The following is a 16,442-nucleotide window of genomic DNA, read 5'->3' on the forward strand; positions in this document are numbered from 1 at the left end:
CGCCTACGCAGCGCTCGCGCAGCGCCCCGAGGCCGATCTGCCCGATGAGCAGCATTTCGACGATGCCGGCTGGGTGGCCAACCGCTGGTGCGAGCTGCTGCCGGTGCCGCTGGCCGCACGCCAGCAGCTGATGGCCTTGACCGATCCGCTACAGCGGCTCGGTCTGGTCGACGAGTTCCTGCGCAGCAAACAGCTGATCTGAGCGGCCCAGCAGCCGGGTGACAGGCGCCGGCAGGCCGAAGGCGGCGAGTTCCCGGCGCTCAACCCAGCGGCCTTCCGGCCAACGCTCTTTCAGCACCGCCTCGCGCCGCGCACCGGTTGGCAAGCGGTGCTGCACCGGCTGCAGTTGCAAGTCCAGATGGGTCAACACGTGGGTGAAGCTGGGCAGCACTTCGCTCTCGCCAGGCCAGCCACTCAACGCTTGCCGCAGGTCATCGACCGAATCGAACTCAGGCAACGACCACAGGCTGGCCCAGATGCCGGTCGCTGGGCGCCGCACCAGCCACACCTGGTCAACCTGAGTCAGCCACAGCAGCGTGATGGCGCGTTGGCTACGCTTGAGCTTGCGGGTCTTGACCGGGTAGTCCTCGGGCCGGCCTTCGCGCTTGGCCACACAGTCGTCGGTGAGTGGGCAAGCGTTGCAGCGCGGCGCACGCTGCGAACACAAGGTGGCGCCCAGGTCCATCAAGCCTTGGGTGTAGGCCACCATGCCTTCGGGTTGCGGCAACAGCGCTTCGGCCCGTGCCCACAACACTTTCTCGTGGCGCGCCAGGGCCAGGTCGTCACCAAAACCGAGGGCGCGCGTCAGCACTCGCTTGACGTTGCCGTCGAGGATCGCCACTCGCTCGTCAAAGCAGAACGCTGCAATCGCCGCTGACGTCGAGCGGCCGATGCCGGGCAAGGTGGCCAGCAGCTGCGCATTGCGCGGGAATTCACCGCCATGCTCGGCCACCACCGCTTGTGCGCAGCGATGCAAGTTGCGTGCACGGCTGTAGTAGCCCAGGCCCGCCCACAGCGCCAGCACATCGTCAGCGGGCGCTGCCGCGAGCGCAGCGACATCAGGAAAGCGTTCGAGGAAGCGCTGGTAGTAGCCCAGCACGGTGCTGACCTGGGTCTGCTGCAGCATGATTTCCGACAGCCAGACACGGTAGGGATCGCGCGTCTGCTGCCAGGGCAACGCGTGGCGGCCATGCCGGCGCTGCCATGCGATCACACGCTCGGCCAGCGGAGCAGCCGACGCGACGGCGGTTGGTTGTTCTGGCTTGCCGCCGCTGCGGCGCGCGGTCACGGCAATGCCAGGCCGTCGCCTTGCAGCATCGCGGCGCCGCCGGACTCGGTGTCAACCGCGTCAGGTGATGCCTCGGCCACTTCGGGCCCGCGCTCGGCGCGCTGGCGCAGTTCGCCGGCCTGCACATAGGCCCGCTCGATCAACTCCATCAGGCGCGCGTCCTGGGTCTCGACCTCGGTCAACCGATGCTCCAGCTCGCCGGTGGCCTGCTGGATGCGCTCGAGCGCCTCGCGGCGGCGCTTCAGGCTCTTGCGACGGTCCCGGAACTGGCCGTCGATCTGCTGCGAAGCCATCTGGTTCCAGGTCTCGACCTCGGAGCAGGCGTTGTCGAACACGACACGCAGCTTGGACATCAGCATGCGCTGGAACTGCTCCGAGAACGCGGCGCCATTCATGCGGATGGCGCGGGTGACGCTGAAGTAGCGGCTGTAGCCGCGTTCGATCAGCTGCAGCTCTTCGCGGAACGAGGCCAGATCGGGCGGTGGCGTCAGTGCCAGCGAAAAACCGAACTCGCTGTTGAGCTGGCTGAACGAGGCCTGCAGCATCTGGTTGATCTCGGCACATTGGTGCGCCGATTTGTCGACTTGGGCAACCAGCCCGTTGCACAAGGCCTCGAAGGCCGAGCGAGCCCGCAGGTTGAACCAACTCGTACCGAGCGTCGCCTGCAGGCTGGCCACCGCTTCGCGCAGGCGGTCGGTCGACAGTGCGTGCAGGGCCTCGCGCAGCATGCGCAGGTGCACAGTGCGCAGCGCCGCCAGGCGCGCGGTGCAGCGCTCGAATTCGACCGAATCGGCTTTCACGCGCGTCAGCATCTGCGTCACGCGGCCGCCGCTCTTGCCGCGCAGGCTGCGCAGTTCCAGCATCTGCTCGGCGTTGGCGCGGCGCTGGTCGCGCAGGCGACGCGTGGCGTGCTCCAGCAGCGACTGCACGCCGCTGATCACCGCCTTGGCCAGCACGTTCTGCCGCTGCGGCAACAGGTCTGCATTCAGCGCGGCTTCGAGCGCCGGCAGCCGGCTTTCGGCCAGCCCGGCTTCGTCGCCCGCCAGGCGTGCGGCCAGCGCTTGCCGCGCCGAGACCGGGAACACCCGCTCGCGGCCCACGCCCAGCGTGTTGGCAGTCTCGACACACTGGCGCTCGATCGCGCGTTCGCGTTCGGCCGGCGTGGCCAGCGGGTCGGCCAGCGTGTCGACCTTGTTCAGCACCACGAAGCTGGCCAGGCCCTGGCCGCCAAGGTGGTCGTTCCAGATGTCCAGGTCCGAGCGAGTGACGCCGGTGTCCGCGCCCAACACGAACAGGGCCGCGTGCGCACTGGGCAACAGGCCCAGCGTCAGCTCGGGTTCAGCGCCGATCGCGTTCAAGCCCGGGGTGTCGACGACGACCAAGCCACGCTGCAGCAGCGGGTGCGGGTAGTTGATGATCGCGTGGCGCCACGAAGGCACTTCGACGCGGCCGTCGGGCTGCACCGGCGGGTTGTCCGACGCATTGGTGTCGGACCACAGGCCCAGGGTGCGCGCATCGTCGATCGACACCAGCTGCGTCGAGGTGACTTCATTCAGCGAACGCGCCAGGCCCGGCATGTCACTCGGGTCCAGCGACAGGCGCTTCCAGCGTTCACGTTGGGCGCGCCAGTCGGCCAGCGACGCGGCTTCGCGGCGGGTGGCGATGGGCAGCAGGTCCAGCGTCGGAAGCTCGTGAGCGTCCCACGACAGCTCGACCGGGCACATCGTCGTGCGGCCAGGTGTGGCCGGCAACACACGGCGGCCAGCGTCGGCGAAGAAGATCGCGTTGATCAGCTCACTCTTGCCACGCGAGAACTCTGCGACAAAGGCGATCACCAGCTTGTCGCTGGCCAGGCGTTGGCGCAATGCCAGTGACGCGCCGGAGGCGGCCGGGTCCAGCAGATCGCTCTGGGACAAGAAGCTTTCCAGCGTCGCCAGATCACGCTCGAGCGCAAGGCGCCAATCGGCAAGCGCATCCAGCCCGGGCACCAGGAAAGGCTGCATCGCGAGCTGGCGCTCGCTCGCGTGGGTCAGGTGCATGGTCGTCGCGTTCAAATCGAGCCGTACATGTAAGCGAATGTGCCAGCGCTGCGAGGGCAGCGCGCGGCGGACGGGAATCCTAGCAAAGCCCTTCGGTCGTGCCGTTACGCTTTTCAGCGGCGCTGGCAGCCGGGACAGAAATATGTCGCACGCTGACCCTGCACGATGCGCCGGATGGTGCCGCCACAGCGGACACAAGCTTCGCCGGCCCGGCCATAGACGCGTGCCTGGCCTTGGTATTGGCCCACTTCGCCGTGCGCATTGCGGAAGTCACGCAGGGTTGAGCCGCCTGCCTCGATCGCTTCAGCCAGCACCTGTTGCACCGCGGCGTGCAGCTTGGTGGCACGCGCCGGGCCGATGCGGGTGCACGGTGTGCGGGGGTCGATGCCGGCCTGCCACAAAGCGTCGCTGGCGTAGATGTTGCCGGCGCCGACGACCAGCTCACCCGACAGCAAGGCCAGCTTGACCGCCGTGCGGCGGCCCTGCAACGCGGCGTGTAAAGCTTCTGCCGTCCAGGCCGGGTCAAAGGGCTCGGGGCCGAGCTTGGCCAGCAGCTTGGACGCGGGCAGCACGTTCAACCCATCCGACCAGACGACCGCACCAAAACGGCGCGGGTCGGTCAGCCGCAGCAGGCCGCGGTCGGTGACCAGCTCGGCGTGGTCATGCTTGCCGCTCGGACCCAGGCTCGCGCTGAACGCCAGCGAGCCGGACATGCCCAGATGCCACAGCAGACCGCCGACAGCACCGCCGGACCCGCCGTCTTGCAACATCGGCAACCAGAGGTATTTGCCGCGCCGGTCGACCGCGCCGACGCGCAAGCCGACCAGTTCCTCGGGCTCGACGCCCAACGGCCAGCGCAGTGGTTTGCCCATGCGCAACGCCAGCACCCGGGCACCTTCGATGCCGCCAACGCTGCGGCGTGTGACTTCGACCTCAGGCAATTCAGGCATCGGGGAATTATCCGGGCGGGCGGCACTCCTAGAATCGAACTCGCTCTCTCGGAGATTCGATGCTGCCTCGTCTTGCCCGCGCCCGGTCGGGCCGTTCCGTCCCGTTTTCCCCCTCTCCCACACGCCTCGCCCTGGCTGCGCTATTGGCCGGCTTGCTGGGCGCGACGGCGTTGGCCGCGGAGCCTGAAAAGGCGGCCGACACCAAGGAAGCCGAATCCGCCAACACCAATTCGGCGATGGACGGCTCGGTTTTCCTCGACGTGCTGGCCGCCGAGATGGAGGCCCAGAACGGCGACCTGGGTGAGGCGTTCGGCCGGATGGTGGTCACCGCGCGGCGCACGCGCGACGAGGGTCTGTTCCAGCGCGCCGTCGAAATGGCGGCCCAGGCCCATGCGGGCGACAAAGCCCTGGCGGCGGTCAAGCTCTGGCGCAGCACGCTGCCGGAGTCGTCCTCCGCATTGCGCACCCAGCTGCAGTTGCTGGTGGCGCTGGACAAACCGGCTGAGCTGAGCGAGCCGATCCGCACGCTGATCGAGCGTGAACCGGTGATGGACCGTCCCGGCACCATCGCGTCGCTGCCACGATTCCTCAACTCGATGGCCGACAAGCGCCGTGCGCTGGCGATCACCGAGCAAGCTCTGTCGCCGTATGCCAACGCAGCGCCGACACGCACCGCCGTGCGCACCGCGCTGGGCCGCATGGCGTTGGCCGCTGATCAGCCGGAGGTCGCGCTGTCGCACGCCCGGCGCGCGCTGGCCGAAGAACCGTCGGCTCYTGGCCCGGTTCTGCTGGCGCTGGAGCTGATGCCCAAGGACCCTGCCGCCGAAGCGCTGGTGCAAAGCTATCTGGCGCGCAGCGACGCCCTGCCCCCGGTCCGCCTGGCCTACGCCCGGGCACTGGACCAGCAGCAGCGCATCGGCGAGGCCGCGGTGCAATTGCGCGAGGTGGTCGCCAAACAACCGGACCAGCCCGCCGCCTGGCTGAGCCTGGGCGCTTACATGGTCGATCTGCGCGAGCCGGACGAAGCGATCCRCTCGCTCGACCAGTTCCTGAACCTGACACGCAACATCACGCCGCCGGCGGACGACAAGGGCGAAGAAGAAGGCGACGACAAGCACGACCTGCGCGGCATGGTCGAGCTGGCCTACCTTCTGCAAGCGCAAGCGCAAGAGCAGCGCGGCGACGCCCGAGCTGCCGGCCAGTGGCTGGACAAGATCGAACCGTCGCGCGTGGACATGCCCACGCTGTCCCGTCGTGCCAGCCTGATGGCCCATGCGGGCCAACTGGCTCAGGCCCGCAAGCTGGTGCGCGAGGCACCGGCCCGTGACCAGCCCGACGCCCGGACCCGCTTGCTGGCCGAAGCCCAGGTGTTGCGTGACCAGCACCACTGGGCCGAGGCCTACGAGCTGCTGCTGGGTGGATTGCGGCAGGAGCCGGAAGACACCACGCTGATGTACGAACTGGCGATGGTCGCCGACAGGCTGAACCGCTACGACGACATGGAAGCGCTGCTGCGCCGCGTGATTGCCCTCAAGCCGGACGACCACCACGCGCACAACGCGCTGGGCTACTCGCTGGCCGATCGCAACGTCCGCCTCGAAGAGGCACTGGGCCTGGTGCAGAAGGCCGCCGCGCTGGCGCCTTATGACCCGTTCATCGTCGACAGCCTGGGCTGGGTCGAATACCGGCTGGGCCACCGCGAGGAGGCGATCAAACTGCTGCGCCGCTCGCTCCTGGCGCGTCCGCACGTCGAGGTCGCCGCCCACCTGGGCGAGCTGCTGTGGGTCAGCGGCCAGCACGACGAAGCGCTGCGCATCTGGCGCGAAGGCCGCGCCCGCGAGGCTGACAACGACGTGCTGCAGGAAACGCTGACCCGGTTGAAGGTCAAGCTGTGATGCTGTTGCGTTGGGCGCGGGCCGCGGCCTGCGCCGCGGCGACTGTCGTCGCGCTGGTCGGTTGCGCCAGCGCGCCGCGGGCGCCGGGTGACCAGCCTGTGCTGAGTGGTCGCTTGCTGGTCAAGGTGGCTGCCAATGGTGACCAACCGGCGCAGTCGCATAACGCCGCCTTCGAACTGAGCGGCGACGAGCACCGGGGCCAGATGCGCCTGCTCGGGCCCCTGGGTGCGCAGGTTGCACTGGCGCACTGGGACGAACACAGCGCCTCGCTGCAAGACAGCCAGGGCGGCCGAGACTTTCCCGACCTGGCGACGATGACTGGCGAGGCGCTGGGCGAGCCGATCCCGTTGGGTGCCTTGATGCAGTGGCTGCAGGGTCGGCCCTGGGACGGCGCGCCGCACCGGCCATTGGCGTCGGCCACGCCAGGCTTTGTGCAGCTCGGCTGGTCGGTCGATCTGGCCCGCTGGGCTGACGGCGCCTTGGTCGAAGCCACCCGGCTCGACCCGCCCGGCGTCGTCGTCCGAGCCAAGCTCGACCGCAACCCTTGACGCCATGCCCCTGAACGCGCTGTACGACCTGCCTGCGCCGGCCAAACTGAACCTGTTCCTGCATGTCGTCGGCCGCCGCGCCGACGGCTACCACCTGCTGCAATCGGTCTTCAGCTTGATCGACTGGGCCGACACGCTGCACCTGGAGCGCCGCACCGATGGCCAACTGCTGCGTCATGACCTGGGCGTGGCGCTGCCGCCCGAAGACCTGTGCCTGAAAGCCGCCCGCGCCTTGCAGGCCGAAAGCGGCTGCACGCTGGGCGCCGACATCTCGATCGCCAAAGAGGTGCCATGGGGCGCCGGCCTGGGTGGTGGCAGCTCCGACGCAGCCACGGTGCTGATCGGCCTCAACCGCTTGTGGGACCTGGGCTGGTCGCGTGAGCGGCTCCTGGCACTCGGTGAGCGGCTGGGCGCCGATGTGCCCTTCTTCATCGGCGGCCACACGGCGTTCGTCGAAGGCATCGGCGAGCGACTGACGCCAGTGACGATGACGCCCCAGCATTACGCGGTGCTGAAGCCGGCCGCAGCGATCCCGACAGCAGGAATTTTTTCCAGCCCTTTGATGACACGTGACACCAAGGCTGCTATAGTCAAGGGCTTTCTTGCAGACGCTGAAGCATTGGTTCGTCGCGAGATTGGTGAGGCCCAAAGTCTTGCTGATTTCCCGGGCCACAACGACCTGCAGCGCGCCGCCGAGGCCTTGTGCCCGGAGGTTGTCGAGGTGGGTCGCTGGCTTCAAGCTCGGTTCGGCAACAGCCGGATGACGGGCTCAGGCAGCGCGGTGTATGCAAGAGCCGGCGCAGGCGAACGGCCTGTGGCGACCATGCACCAGKGCGAATGGCCCGAAGGCTGGGTCGGGCGAATGTGCCGGAGCCTGGATGTGCACCCGCTGGCTGGGTGGCTGGGCTGAAAGGTTTCAAGGGGACGGCCTCCAAGCCGTTTCCTGTGTAGGGGAGTCGCCAAGTTGGTCAAGGCATCGGATTTTGATTCCGACATGCGAGGGTTCGAGTCCTTCCTCCCCTGCCAAATTTCTTACCTAGAGACGGCGTGTTGATCGACACGCCGTCCTCGTCTGAAGACCGCACACACGCCGTCCCGTTCTCCCAAGCCCTCCCAAGCCGCCTGCCCACCGGAGTCTCACCCGTGCTGTTCAACACCGTGCTTTTCACCGGCAATGCCAACCCGGTGTTGGCCCAGGAAATGGCCACCCACTTGGGCGCCGAATTGGGCAAGGCGTCGGTCGGTCGTTTCTCCGATGGTGAAGTCACCGTCGAGATCCAGCAGAACGTTCGCGCCCGCGACGTGTTCGTCGTCCAGTCGACCTGCGCGCCGACGAACGAGAACCTGATGGAACTGCTGATCATGGTCGATGCGTTGAAGCGCGCCAGCGCGCGCCGCATCACCGCCGTGATCCCCTACTTCGGCTACGCGCGGCAAGACCGCCGCCCGCGTTCGACCCGCGTGCCGATCTCGGCCAAGGTCGTCGCCAACCTGCTCGAAACCGTCGGTGTCGAGCGCGTGCTGACGATGGATCTGCACGCCGACCAGATCCAGGGCTTCTTCGACATCCCGGTCGACAACATCTACGCCTCGCCGGTCCTGCTGACCGACTTGAAGGCCAAGGCCTACCGCGATCTGGTGGTCGTCAGCCCCGACGTCGGCGGTGTGGTTCGCGCCCGTGCGCTGGCCAAACAGCTGGGCTGTGACCTGGCGATCATCGACAAGCGCCGTCCGAAAGCCAACGTGTCCGAAGTGATGCACGTGATCGGCGAGATCGACGGCCGCAACTGCGTGATCATGGACGACATGATCGACACCGCCGGCACGCTCGTCAAAGCGGCCGAAGTGCTGAAGGACCGTGGCGCCAAGAGCGTCTATGCCTACTGCACACATGCCGTCTTCTCCGGCCCGGCGATCGAGCGCATCAAGAGCTCGCACCTGGACGAGGTCGTCATCACCAACACGATTCCGTTGTCGGACGCTGGCAAGGCCTGCCCGAAGATCCGCCAGCTGTCGGTCGCCTTCCTGTTCGCCGAAACCATCCGCCGCATTTCGGACGGTGAATCGGTGACCTCGATGTTCGCCGAGCAGAACAACAATTTCTAAGGGCCGCTGAACTCTCGGGTTCAACGGTCTTTTTCGTCGACGGCGCAAGCCGTCATTTCAAATGGGGCGCATCTGGTCGCGGACGCCCCGACTCATTGGAGAGTGTCATGGAATTCGTCGCTTTCGAGCGCAGCAAGCAGGGGACCGGAGCGAGCCGCCGCCTGCGTCATTCGGGCAAGGTGCCTGGCATCGTTTTCGGTGCCGGCGAACCCGCAATGATCGAGCTGGATCACAACGCGCTGTACTTCGCACTGAAGAAGGAAACCTTCCACTCGTCCATCCTCGAGATGGACCTGGCCGGCAAGAAGCAGAAGGTTCTGCTGCGTGACTTCCAGATGCACCCCTGGAAGCAGCAAGTGCTGCACGTCGACTTTCAACGTGTCGACGAAACCACCCGTCTGCGCAAGAAGGTGCCGCTGCACTTCTCGGGCGAAGAAAACTCGGTCGCCGTGAAGACCGACAAGTGCCTGGTCAACCACGTGGCCGCCGAAATCGAAATCGAATGTCTGGCGGTTCAGCTGCCTGAATTCGTCGCGGTCGACCTGTCGGGCCTGGTCAAGGGCAAGAGCCTGCACGTGTCGGACCTGACGCTGCCCGAAGGCATCAAGGCGGTCAAGCATGGCACCCAGAACCCGGTGGTCGTGGCCGTGACCGAGCCGAAGGTCGAAGAAGAAGTCGTGGCCGCGCCCGTTGCGCCGGTCGACGACAAGAAAAAGGGCAAGGGCAAGAAGTAATGGCCCTTCGCTGTGGCCTCCTGGCCAAGCGTTCAGTAAAAACCCCGCTCCGGCGGGGTTTTTTCATGCCCGCGTCAAAACCGACCGGCGTGACCTTCGACTGTTGCGATTGCATGCAATTTCCAGGGCAAGCCTGAGATGCCCCGCTGATCTGCCTCGCTAGCATCGGGCTCCCAACATAAGAGGAGCTCCCATGTCACGTTTCCATCTTCGCGCCTGCGCTGCCGCCGCCGCCGTCGCATTCATCGCCGCGCCCGCGCTGGCTGAAAGTGCACGTCCGGCCTTCCCGGAAGTGCGCCTAGCCGAAGCTGGTGCCACGGGCCAACGCGCGATCGACCTGCTGGGCGACAAGCTCGAAGCGGTCGCCAAGTTCTACAAGCGCAGCCCCGAAGCGCTGCGCGAGATGCTGCTGCGTGACCCGCTGATGCGCCTGGACCGCACCGGCCGCCTGTACGTCGTCGAAGAACTCGACAAGCCGCTGGTCTCGAACACGCCTGACTTCGTCGAAGGCACCGCCCCCGCGCCGCTGGACAACACCTTCCTGCTGCACAGCCGTCCGGGTGCCAAGCGCACGATCTATCTGGACTTCAACGGCGCCGTGATCCAGAACACCGCCTGGAACAGCGGCGGCAACACGATCAATGCTCAGGCCTTCGACTTCGACGGCAACGTCAACTCGTTCTCGACGGCTGAGCTGGAGCGCATCCAGTACATCTGGCAACGCGTGGCCGAAGACTACTCGCCGTTCGATATCGACGTGACAACCGAGCAGCCGCCTGCTGACAAGCTGACCCGCGCCAACGACGCCGATGACGTCTACGGCACGACCGCGGTCATCACCAACCACAACGGCGTCTACAACTGCTCGTGCGGCGGTGTGGCCTATGTCGGCGTGTACGACAACGTCGGCGACTACTACAAGCCGGCGCTGGTGTTCTGGGACATGCTCGGCCCGGCCAACGAGAAGTACGTCGCCGAAGCGACCTCGCATGAGGTCGGCCACAACCTCGGCCTGAGCCATGACGGCACCTCCCAAGTCGGCTACTACGGCGGCCACGGCGACGGCGTGACCGGCTGGGCGCCGATCATGGGCGTGGGCTACTACAAGAACACTGTCCAGTGGAGCCAGGGCGAGTACACCGACGCCAACAACAAGGAAGACGACATCGTCGTCATGGGCAGCAACGGCGGCATCCTGCGCAAGGACGACCATGGCAACGGCATCGCGAAGGCCACGGCACTGACCACCTCGCCGAACGGTTCGAACATCAACCTGTCCGGCAAGGGCGTGATCGAAACCCGCAAGGACAAGGACGTGTTCTCGTTCTCGGCCAAGGCTGGCTCGGGCACGATCACCGTGACGCCGGACACCCGTTCGGCCAACCTTGATGTGTCGATCAAGATCATGAAGGCCGACGGCACCGTGATCGCCAAGGCCAAGCCGGCCGACCAGCTGGGCGCCACCGCAACGTTCACCTTGCCGGCCGCCGGCAAGTACTACGTCTCGGTCGACGGCATCGGCTACCTGACCCCGACCAACGGCTACAGCGACTACGGCAGCCTGGGTCAGTACAGCGTCACCGGCACCGTTCCGGCGCCTTGATGTTCGGGCGCGCTGCGCGCCCTCGGTTGCGCCGCACGCTGAACGACAAAGCCCCGCCTCGGCGGGGCTTTTTTCGTCTGAGGCGCCCGTACCTAAATACGAGCGCGGTCAGCGGGCTTTGAGCGTTAGCCGATCAGGCTGTCCGCCGGCACGTAGGCGTAGCCCAAGTCCTTCGCCACGGCTTCGTAGGTAACCTTGCCGGCCGCCACGTTCAGGCCGGCCTTCAGGTGCGCGTTGTCCTTCATCGCCTGCTTCCAGCCCTTGTCGGCCAGTGCCAGGCCATGGGCCAGCGTCGCGTTGTTCAGCGCGAAGGTCGAGGTGCGGGCCACGGCGCCGGGCATGTTGGCGACGCAGTAGTGCACGACGTCGTCGATGACATAGGTCGGCTCGGCGTGGGTTGTCGCGCGCGAGGTCTCGAAGCAGCCGCCCTGGTCAATGGCCACGTCGACCAGCACCGCGCCCTTCTTCATGCAGCGCACCATCGAGCGCGTCACCAGCTTCGGCGCGGCAGCACCCGGCACCAGCACGCCGCCGATCACCAGGTCGGACTCCAGCACCTTTTCTTCCAGCGTCTGGGCGTTCGAGAACAGCGTCTTCACGCGGTTGCCAAACACCATGTCGATCTGGCGCAGGCGGTCGACGTTCTTGTCCAGCACGGTCACGCGTGCGCCCATGCCGATCGCCATCTGCATCGCGTGCGTGCCGACCACGCCAGCGCCGATCACCAGCACATGCCCAGGCTCGACACCGGGCACGCCGCCGAGCAGCACGCCCATGCCGCCCTTGCTCTTCTCCAGGTGCGCCGCGCCAGCCTGGATGCTCATGCGACCAGCGACCTCGCTCATCGGAGCCAGCAGCGGCAAGCCGCCGCCCGGGCCGGTGATGGTTTCGTAGGCGACGCAGATCGCGCCCGACTTGACCAGCGCGGCGGTCTGCTCCGGGTCCGGCGCCAGGTGCAGGTAGGTGTAGAGGATCTGGCCTTCGCGCAGCATCGCGCACTCTTGCGGCTGCGGCTCCTTGACCTTGACGATCATCTCGGCCTTCGCGAAGACCTCGGCGGCGTCCTTCAGCAGCACCGCGCCAGAGGCGGCGTACTGTTCGTCGGCCAGGCCGATCGCGGCGCCAGCGCCGCTTTGCACGAAGACCTCGTGGCCACGCGAGGTGAACTCGCGCACGCTGGCGGGTGTCAGGCCGACGCGGTATTCGTGGTTCTTGATTTCTTTGGGCAGGCCAATGCGCATGGGGTTGTCTCCGTACTGCGGTTTTTGGTGGAAAGCCCATGTTGTGCCTCGCCGGGCCAACGGCCAAGGTGCATCGCCATCTCAGCGGCTACATTAGCGAACCTGATGAATTTCATTAGCGTTCACCCATGTACGTCTCATGAACGCCTTGGACCCGGCGGGTCTGGATTGCCTGGCGGCGCTCGCCGAAGCCGGCAGCTTCGAACGCGCGGCACAGCTGTTATCGATCACGCAATCGGCTGTGTCGCAGCGCCTGCGCTCACTGGAAGCCAGTGCCGGCCATCTGCTCGTCGTGCGGGCGCGCCCGCTGCGCCTGACCGAACCCGGCAAGGTGTTGCTGCGCTATGCGCGCCAGATGCAGGCGCTGCGCGCCGACGCTGCGCGCGAACTGGGCACCACGCTGGCGCGCGATGAACGCCTGCCGATCGCCGTGAATGCCGACAGCCTGGCCACTTGGGTGCTGCCGGCACTGGACCCGCTGGTGCGCACCGGCCAACGCGAGGGCTACGGCCTCGAACTGATCGTCGACGACCAGGACTTCACGCACGATTGGCTGCGCCAAGGCGAAGTGCTCGGCTGCGTCAGCACCGTTTCGCAGGCGCTGCGTGGCTGCTCGTGCCAGGCCCTGGGTCATATGCGCTATGTCGCGGTCGCGAGCCCGGCTTTCATCGATCGGGCGATGCCCGATGGCCTGACGCCGCTGAACTTCCCACAGTTGCCCTTCATCGTCTTCAACCGCAAGGACGACATGCAGGCGCAGTGGGTGGCCAAGGCCTTTGGCGTGCGCGCACCGCGCTTGAAAGAGCGCTTCGTGCCCAGCAGCGAGGCGGGTGCCCGTGCCGCAGTGATGGGCTGGGGCGTCGCCGTGTTGCCCGAGCTGCTGGCGCGGCCCGAGATCGCCAGTGGCGCGCTGAAGCCGCTGAAGCCCGAGATCACGATCGACGTGGCCCTGTACTGGCACCAGTGGAAGCTGAGCCTCGACGAGCCGCGCCCGGCCCCGCCGGCCGCTGGTGGCCGCGCGGTCACACCCGCCCACACGGGGCTGATGGAGCAGATCGGCCAAGCCGTGATTGCCGGCGCCCGCGCCGCGCTGGGCGCTAGCACCCCGGCCCGAGCCCCGGCTCGATAATCCGGGCCATGATTCGCTTGATCGTCGGCCTGGGCAACCCAGGCCCGGAATACGAGGYCACGCGCCACAACGCCGGCTTCTGGTGGGTGGACGAAGCGGCGCGCCTGCTCAAGGCCTCGCTGACCCCCGACCGCGCCTACCACGGCCTGGTCGCGCGCGTGAACCGCCCGCCCGAGCAAGGCGGCCCGCTTTGGTTGCTGCAGCCGATGACCTACATGAACCTGTCGGGCAAGTCGGTCGCGCCGCTGGCCCGCTTCTTCAAGATCGCGCCCAACGAGATCCTGGTCGTTCACGACGAGCTCGACCTGCTGCCCGGCCAGATGAAGCTCAAGCAAGGTGGCGGCAACGGCGGCCACAACGGGCTGAAGGATATCCAGGCCCAACTTGGCGCCGGGGACTACTGGCGGCTGCGGCTGGGCATCGGGCATCCCGGCATCAAGGCCGAGGTCGCCAACTACGTGTTGCGCAAGCCCCGGGCAGACGAACGCGACGCAATCGAGCGCAACATCGAAGATTCACTGAAAGTGCTGGATTTGATGTTGGCCGGCGAGATGGATCGCGCGATCATGAAACTCCACGCCAAACCGGCGCGGCCCAAGCCGCCGCGCCCGCCCGAGGCCCCCGCGGCCGTGCCGGGCGTCGACCCCCCCGCCTGAAGGAGCCCTGCCATGTCCACCCCCGCCCGCTGCCGCGCTTTGGTCTTGGCGTGCCTGGGGGTAGGGGCGATCAACGCCACAGCCGGGGCGGCAGACAACAAGATCTACCGCTGCGGCCAGACCTACCAGCAGGTCCCGTGTGCGGCCGACGCCGCGGCGAGCGGCCAGGCCATCAATGCCAACGACGCCCGCAGTGCCGAACAGYGTTCGGAAGCGCGGGCGGCAGCGTCCGCCGACAAGCAGCAGGCCAGAGCCCTGATCGCCGAGCGCCAACAGCGCGAGAAGGCGATCCAGCCGCAGCAAGCCCCGATGGGCACGAGCATGAAGGGGGCCGAGCCGCCGGCCAGCGCCCCCGAGCCTGGGGCGCCTCCGCAGCACTCCAAGAAGCACAAGAAGAAGACGCCGGAACCGGACCGCTACATGCCGCCCAAGCCAACGGCCGACAAGGGCTGACGCGGGATCAGCTTGCGTCGTCAGGGGCCGGTGACCTAGCCGCAGCGGCGGATGCGTCGGTCTCGCGCTTCTCGGCCATCAGCACGTGGTACTTGCGCTGCAGCTGTTCACGTGTCTCGATCACGTCCRGGTTCAGCGGGATGCATTCGACCGGGCAGACCTGCACGCACTGCGGCTCGGGAAAGTGACCGACGCATTCGGTGCAGCGCTTGGGGTCGATGACGTAGTACTCGTCACCCATCGAAATCGCATCGTTCGGGCACTCGGGCTCGCAGACGTCGCAATTGATGCACTGGTCGGTGATCATCAGGGCCATGGTGGCGCCTTATTCGCGTGGTTGGGCCACGCGCTCCTTCAAACGGTCGAGCACCGAGGGTGACACGAATTTGGAGACATCACCGCCGAGCATGGCAATCTCGCGCACAAAAGTACCGCTGACGAACTGGTACTGATCGCTGGGCGTCAGGAACAGCGTCTCGACATCGGGCATCAGTTGGCGGTTCATGCCGGCCATCTGGAACTCGTATTCGAAGTCGCTGACGGCGCGCAGACCCCGTATCACGACCCGGCCACCGTTGCCGACCACGAAATCGCTCAGCAGGCCGCGAAAGGCGATCACCTCGACGTTGCCGCAGGGCTTGGCCAGCTCGGTGGCGATGTCCAGCCGCTCGGCGATTGTGAACATCGTGCGTTTGTGGTGGCCGGCAGCAACCGCCACGATCAGGCGGTCGAACAGGCGGCTGGCCCGGCGCATCAGGTCTTCGTGGCCGAGCGTCATCGGGTCGAAGGTGCCCGGGTAGACGGCGGTGAGCGGCTGGGCAGTGGTCATCGTCGGGCCCTCGTAGGCAGCAAGGTGGCTCGGGGAGTGTAGAGGGGCTCAGGCCGGCGCGCTTTCGCCGGCCTGGAACAGCGCGTAGTGCACCGCACCGGCGCGTCCGCTGCGGTACAGCTGCAACCCGGCGGGTAAGTCGGCGGGCGGCGCTTCGCCCGCCTCCAGGTAGACCCACCCCCCTGGCACGACGGCGCGGGCGGCGGCGGCCAAGGCGGTCACGCTCAGACCGGAGCCGAATGGCGGGTCCAGCAGCACCAGTTCATAGCGGGCGACGGCATGACGCAGCTGGGCCAGTCCGTCGCCGCGCAGCACGCGCAAGTTGGTGGCTTTCAGCCGTTCACGCGATGCATTGAGCACGCGAACGAGGTCGCCCTCTTGCTCGACCAGCAACACTTCAGTCGCGCCGCGCGAGGCAGCCTCGAAGCCCAGTGCGCCGGAGCCGGCAAAAGCATCGAGCACACGCCAGCCGCTCAGGTCCTGGCCCAGCCAGTTGAACAGTGTTTCTCGCACCCGATCGGGCGTCGGCCGCAGGCCCGGCTTGTCGGCCACCGGCAGCAGGCTGCGGCGCCACTGGCCGCCAATGATGCGGACTTCGTTGCGCCGGGCGCCCGCGGCTTTCGTTGCGGCCTTCACTGGCGCACCGGCACGCCGGCCTGCGCCATCAGCGCCTTGGCCTGGCCGACCGTGTATTCGCCGTAGTGGAAGATGCTGGCGGCCAGCACTGCGTCGGCGCCGCCGATCTTGATGCCGTCGACCAAGTGCTGCAGGTTGCCGACGCCGCCCGAGGCGATCACCGGCACCGTCACCGCGTCGCTGACAGCGCGCGTCAATTCGAGGTCGAAGCCGCTCTTGGTGCCGTCGCGGTCCATGCTGGTCAGCAGGATCTCGCCGGCGCCATGCTCGGCCATCTGCTTGGCCCAGGCCACCGCGTCGAGCCCAACGTTTTTGCGGCCACCGTGGGTGTACAC

17 protein-coding genes, 1 tRNA gene and 1 pseudogene are annotated in these 16,442 nt (G+C 67.1%); 11 read left to right on the forward strand and 8 right to left on the reverse strand.

Annotation, left to right across the window (positions count from 1 at the left end; genetic code table 11):
- Positions 1 to 202: pseudogene (locus AC1DYI_RS11600) on the forward strand (LON peptidase substrate-binding domain-containing protein); the annotation flags it as partial.
- On the opposite strand, the gene mutY reads toward AC1DYI_RS11600, so the two are convergent.
- The 3 genes from mutY to mutM all read right to left on the reverse strand — a co-directional run bounded on the left by mutY (position 149) and on the right by mutM (position 4,277).
- The gene (gene mutY / locus AC1DYI_RS11605; protein ID WP_477204265.1) at positions 149 to 1,288 is read right to left on the reverse strand and encodes an A/G-specific adenine glycosylase; all 1,140 of its coding nucleotides are present in this window, start codon (positions 1,286 to 1,288) and stop codon (positions 149 to 151) included. The pseudogene AC1DYI_RS11600 and the gene mutY overlap by 54 nt on opposite strands.
- Positions 1,285 to 3,327 carry a dynamin family protein gene (locus AC1DYI_RS11610; protein ID WP_477204266.1) on the reverse strand — a complete coding sequence of 681 codons (2,043 nt, stop codon included), beginning with the start codon at positions 3,325 to 3,327 and terminating at the stop codon, positions 1,285 to 1,287. Before AC1DYI_RS11610 ends, mutY begins: the two co-directional genes overlap by 4 nt.
- A 113-nt stretch (positions 3,328 to 3,440) precedes the next feature.
- Positions 3,441 to 4,277, reverse strand: coding sequence for a bifunctional DNA-formamidopyrimidine glycosylase/DNA-(apurinic or apyrimidinic site) lyase (gene mutM / locus AC1DYI_RS11615; RefSeq protein ID WP_477204267.1), 837 nt, complete (start codon positions 4,275 to 4,277; stop codon positions 3,441 to 3,443).
- A 59-nt stretch (positions 4,278 to 4,336) separates the two neighbouring features.
- Between mutM and AC1DYI_RS11620 the strand changes: the two genes are divergently transcribed.
- The 7 genes from AC1DYI_RS11620 to AC1DYI_RS11650 all read left to right on the forward strand — a co-directional run bounded on the left by AC1DYI_RS11620 (position 4,337) and on the right by AC1DYI_RS11650 (position 11,163).
- Complete coding sequence (locus tag AC1DYI_RS11620; protein WP_477204268.1) at positions 4,337 to 6,172, forward strand: tetratricopeptide repeat protein; 1,836 nt, start codon at positions 4,337 to 4,339, stop codon at positions 6,170 to 6,172.
- Positions 6,172 to 6,720, forward strand: coding sequence for a lipoprotein insertase outer membrane protein LolB (locus tag AC1DYI_RS11625; protein WP_477204269.1), 549 nt, complete (start codon positions 6,172 to 6,174; stop codon positions 6,718 to 6,720). Before AC1DYI_RS11620 ends, AC1DYI_RS11625 begins: the two co-directional genes overlap by 1 nt.
- 10 nt (positions 6,721 to 6,730) lie before the next feature.
- Complete coding sequence (ispE, locus tag AC1DYI_RS11630; RefSeq protein ID WP_477204279.1) at positions 6,731 to 7,630, forward strand: 4-(cytidine 5'-diphospho)-2-C-methyl-D-erythritol kinase; 900 nt, start codon at positions 6,731 to 6,733, stop codon at positions 7,628 to 7,630.
- 39 nt (positions 7,631 to 7,669) lie between these two features.
- Positions 7,670 to 7,746, forward strand: a tRNA-Gln gene (locus tag AC1DYI_RS11635).
- Positions 7,747 to 7,863: 117 nt separating this feature from the next.
- Positions 7,864 to 8,826, forward strand: a complete 963-nt coding sequence (locus tag AC1DYI_RS11640) for a ribose-phosphate pyrophosphokinase (protein WP_329719447.1) — start codon at positions 7,864 to 7,866, stop codon at positions 8,824 to 8,826.
- Positions 8,827 to 8,933: 107 nt separating this feature from the next.
- Entirely contained in the window at positions 8,934 to 9,560 is a 627-nt protein-coding gene (locus AC1DYI_RS11645) for a 50S ribosomal protein L25/general stress protein Ctc (RefSeq protein ID WP_477204270.1), read from the forward strand.
- Between the two features lie 193 nt (positions 9,561 to 9,753).
- Positions 9,754 to 11,163 (forward strand): pre-peptidase C-terminal domain-containing protein, encoded by a 1,410-nt coding sequence (locus tag AC1DYI_RS11650; RefSeq protein WP_477204271.1) that lies wholly within the window; start codon positions 9,754 to 9,756, stop codon positions 11,161 to 11,163.
- Between the two features lie 125 nt (positions 11,164 to 11,288).
- On the opposite strand, the gene ald is transcribed toward AC1DYI_RS11650, so the two are convergent.
- Positions 11,289 to 12,404 carry an alanine dehydrogenase gene (ald, locus tag AC1DYI_RS11655; RefSeq protein WP_477204272.1) on the reverse strand — a complete coding sequence of 372 codons (1,116 nt, stop codon included), beginning with the start codon at positions 12,402 to 12,404 and terminating at the stop codon, positions 11,289 to 11,291.
- Positions 12,405 to 12,543: 139 nt separating this feature from the next.
- Between ald and AC1DYI_RS11660 the strand changes: the two genes are divergently transcribed.
- Genes AC1DYI_RS11660 through AC1DYI_RS11670 form a run of 3 tightly spaced genes read left to right on the forward strand, consistent with a single transcriptional unit; the run spans position 12,544 to position 14,642 of the window.
- Positions 12,544 to 13,533: a LysR family transcriptional regulator ArgP gene (locus tag AC1DYI_RS11660; RefSeq protein ID WP_477204273.1), complete on the forward strand. Its 990-nt coding sequence runs from the start codon at positions 12,544 to 12,546 to the stop codon at positions 13,531 to 13,533.
- Between the two features lie 8 nt (positions 13,534 to 13,541).
- Complete coding sequence (pth, locus tag AC1DYI_RS11665; protein WP_477204274.1) at positions 13,542 to 14,189, forward strand: aminoacyl-tRNA hydrolase; 648 nt, start codon at positions 13,542 to 13,544, stop codon at positions 14,187 to 14,189.
- Between the two features lie 12 nt (positions 14,190 to 14,201).
- Positions 14,202 to 14,642: a hypothetical protein gene (locus tag AC1DYI_RS11670; RefSeq protein ID WP_477204275.1), complete on the forward strand. Its 441-nt coding sequence runs from the start codon at positions 14,202 to 14,204 to the stop codon at positions 14,640 to 14,642.
- Positions 14,643 to 14,649: 7 nt separating this feature from the next.
- On the opposite strand, the gene AC1DYI_RS11675 is transcribed toward AC1DYI_RS11670, so the two are convergent.
- The 4 genes from AC1DYI_RS11675 to hisF all read right to left on the reverse strand — a co-directional run.
- The gene (locus tag AC1DYI_RS11675) at positions 14,650 to 14,958 is read right to left on the reverse strand and encodes a YfhL family 4Fe-4S dicluster ferredoxin (RefSeq protein WP_477204276.1); all 309 of its coding nucleotides are present in this window, start codon (positions 14,956 to 14,958) and stop codon (positions 14,650 to 14,652) included.
- Between the two features lie 9 nt (positions 14,959 to 14,967).
- A complete protein-coding gene (gene coaD / locus AC1DYI_RS11680; RefSeq protein ID WP_477204277.1) occupies positions 14,968 to 15,471 on the reverse strand; it encodes a pantetheine-phosphate adenylyltransferase in 504 nt (167 codons plus the stop codon).
- Between the two features lie 48 nt (positions 15,472 to 15,519).
- Positions 15,520 to 16,164 carry a 16S rRNA (guanine(966)-N(2))-methyltransferase RsmD gene (rsmD, locus tag AC1DYI_RS11685; RefSeq protein WP_477204280.1) on the reverse strand — a complete coding sequence of 215 codons (645 nt, stop codon included), beginning with the start codon at positions 16,162 to 16,164 and terminating at the stop codon, positions 15,520 to 15,522.
- The coding region (gene hisF / locus AC1DYI_RS11690) for an imidazole glycerol phosphate synthase subunit HisF (RefSeq protein WP_477204278.1) at positions 16,104 to 16,442 on the reverse strand (339 nt) is incomplete at its 5' end. The genes rsmD and hisF, both read right to left, overlap by 61 nt.

Source organism: Ideonella sp. P3_A4, from assembly GCF_056403075.1.

Excerpts from the sequence above, each read along its gene's own strand:
- AC1DYI_RS11650 (WP_477204271.1), top strand. The coding sequence starts at position 9,754 with ATGTCACGTTTCCATCTTCGCGCCTGCGCTGCCGCCGCCGCCGTCGCA.
- AC1DYI_RS11610 (WP_477204266.1), bottom strand. The coding sequence starts at position 3,327 with ATGCACCTGACCCACGCGAGCGAGCGCCAGCTCGCGATGCAGCCTTTC.
- AC1DYI_RS11645 (WP_477204270.1), top strand. The coding sequence starts at position 8,934 with ATGGAATTCGTCGCTTTCGAGCGCAGCAAGCAGGGGACCGGAGCGAGC.
- ald (WP_477204272.1), bottom strand. The coding sequence starts at position 12,404 with ATGCGCATTGGCCTGCCCAAAGAAATCAAGAACCACGAATACCGCGTC.
- AC1DYI_RS11625 (WP_477204269.1), top strand. The coding sequence starts at position 6,172 with ATGCTGTTGCGTTGGGCGCGGGCCGCGGCCTGCGCCGCGGCGACTGTC.
- AC1DYI_RS11660 (WP_477204273.1), top strand. The coding sequence starts at position 12,544 with ATGAACGCCTTGGACCCGGCGGGTCTGGATTGCCTGGCGGCGCTCGCC.
- mutM (WP_477204267.1), bottom strand. The coding sequence starts at position 4,277 with ATGCCTGAATTGCCTGAGGTCGAAGTCACACGCCGCAGCGTTGGCGGC.
- coaD (WP_477204277.1), bottom strand. The coding sequence starts at position 15,471 with ATGACCACTGCCCAGCCGCTCACCGCCGTCTACCCGGGCACCTTCGAC.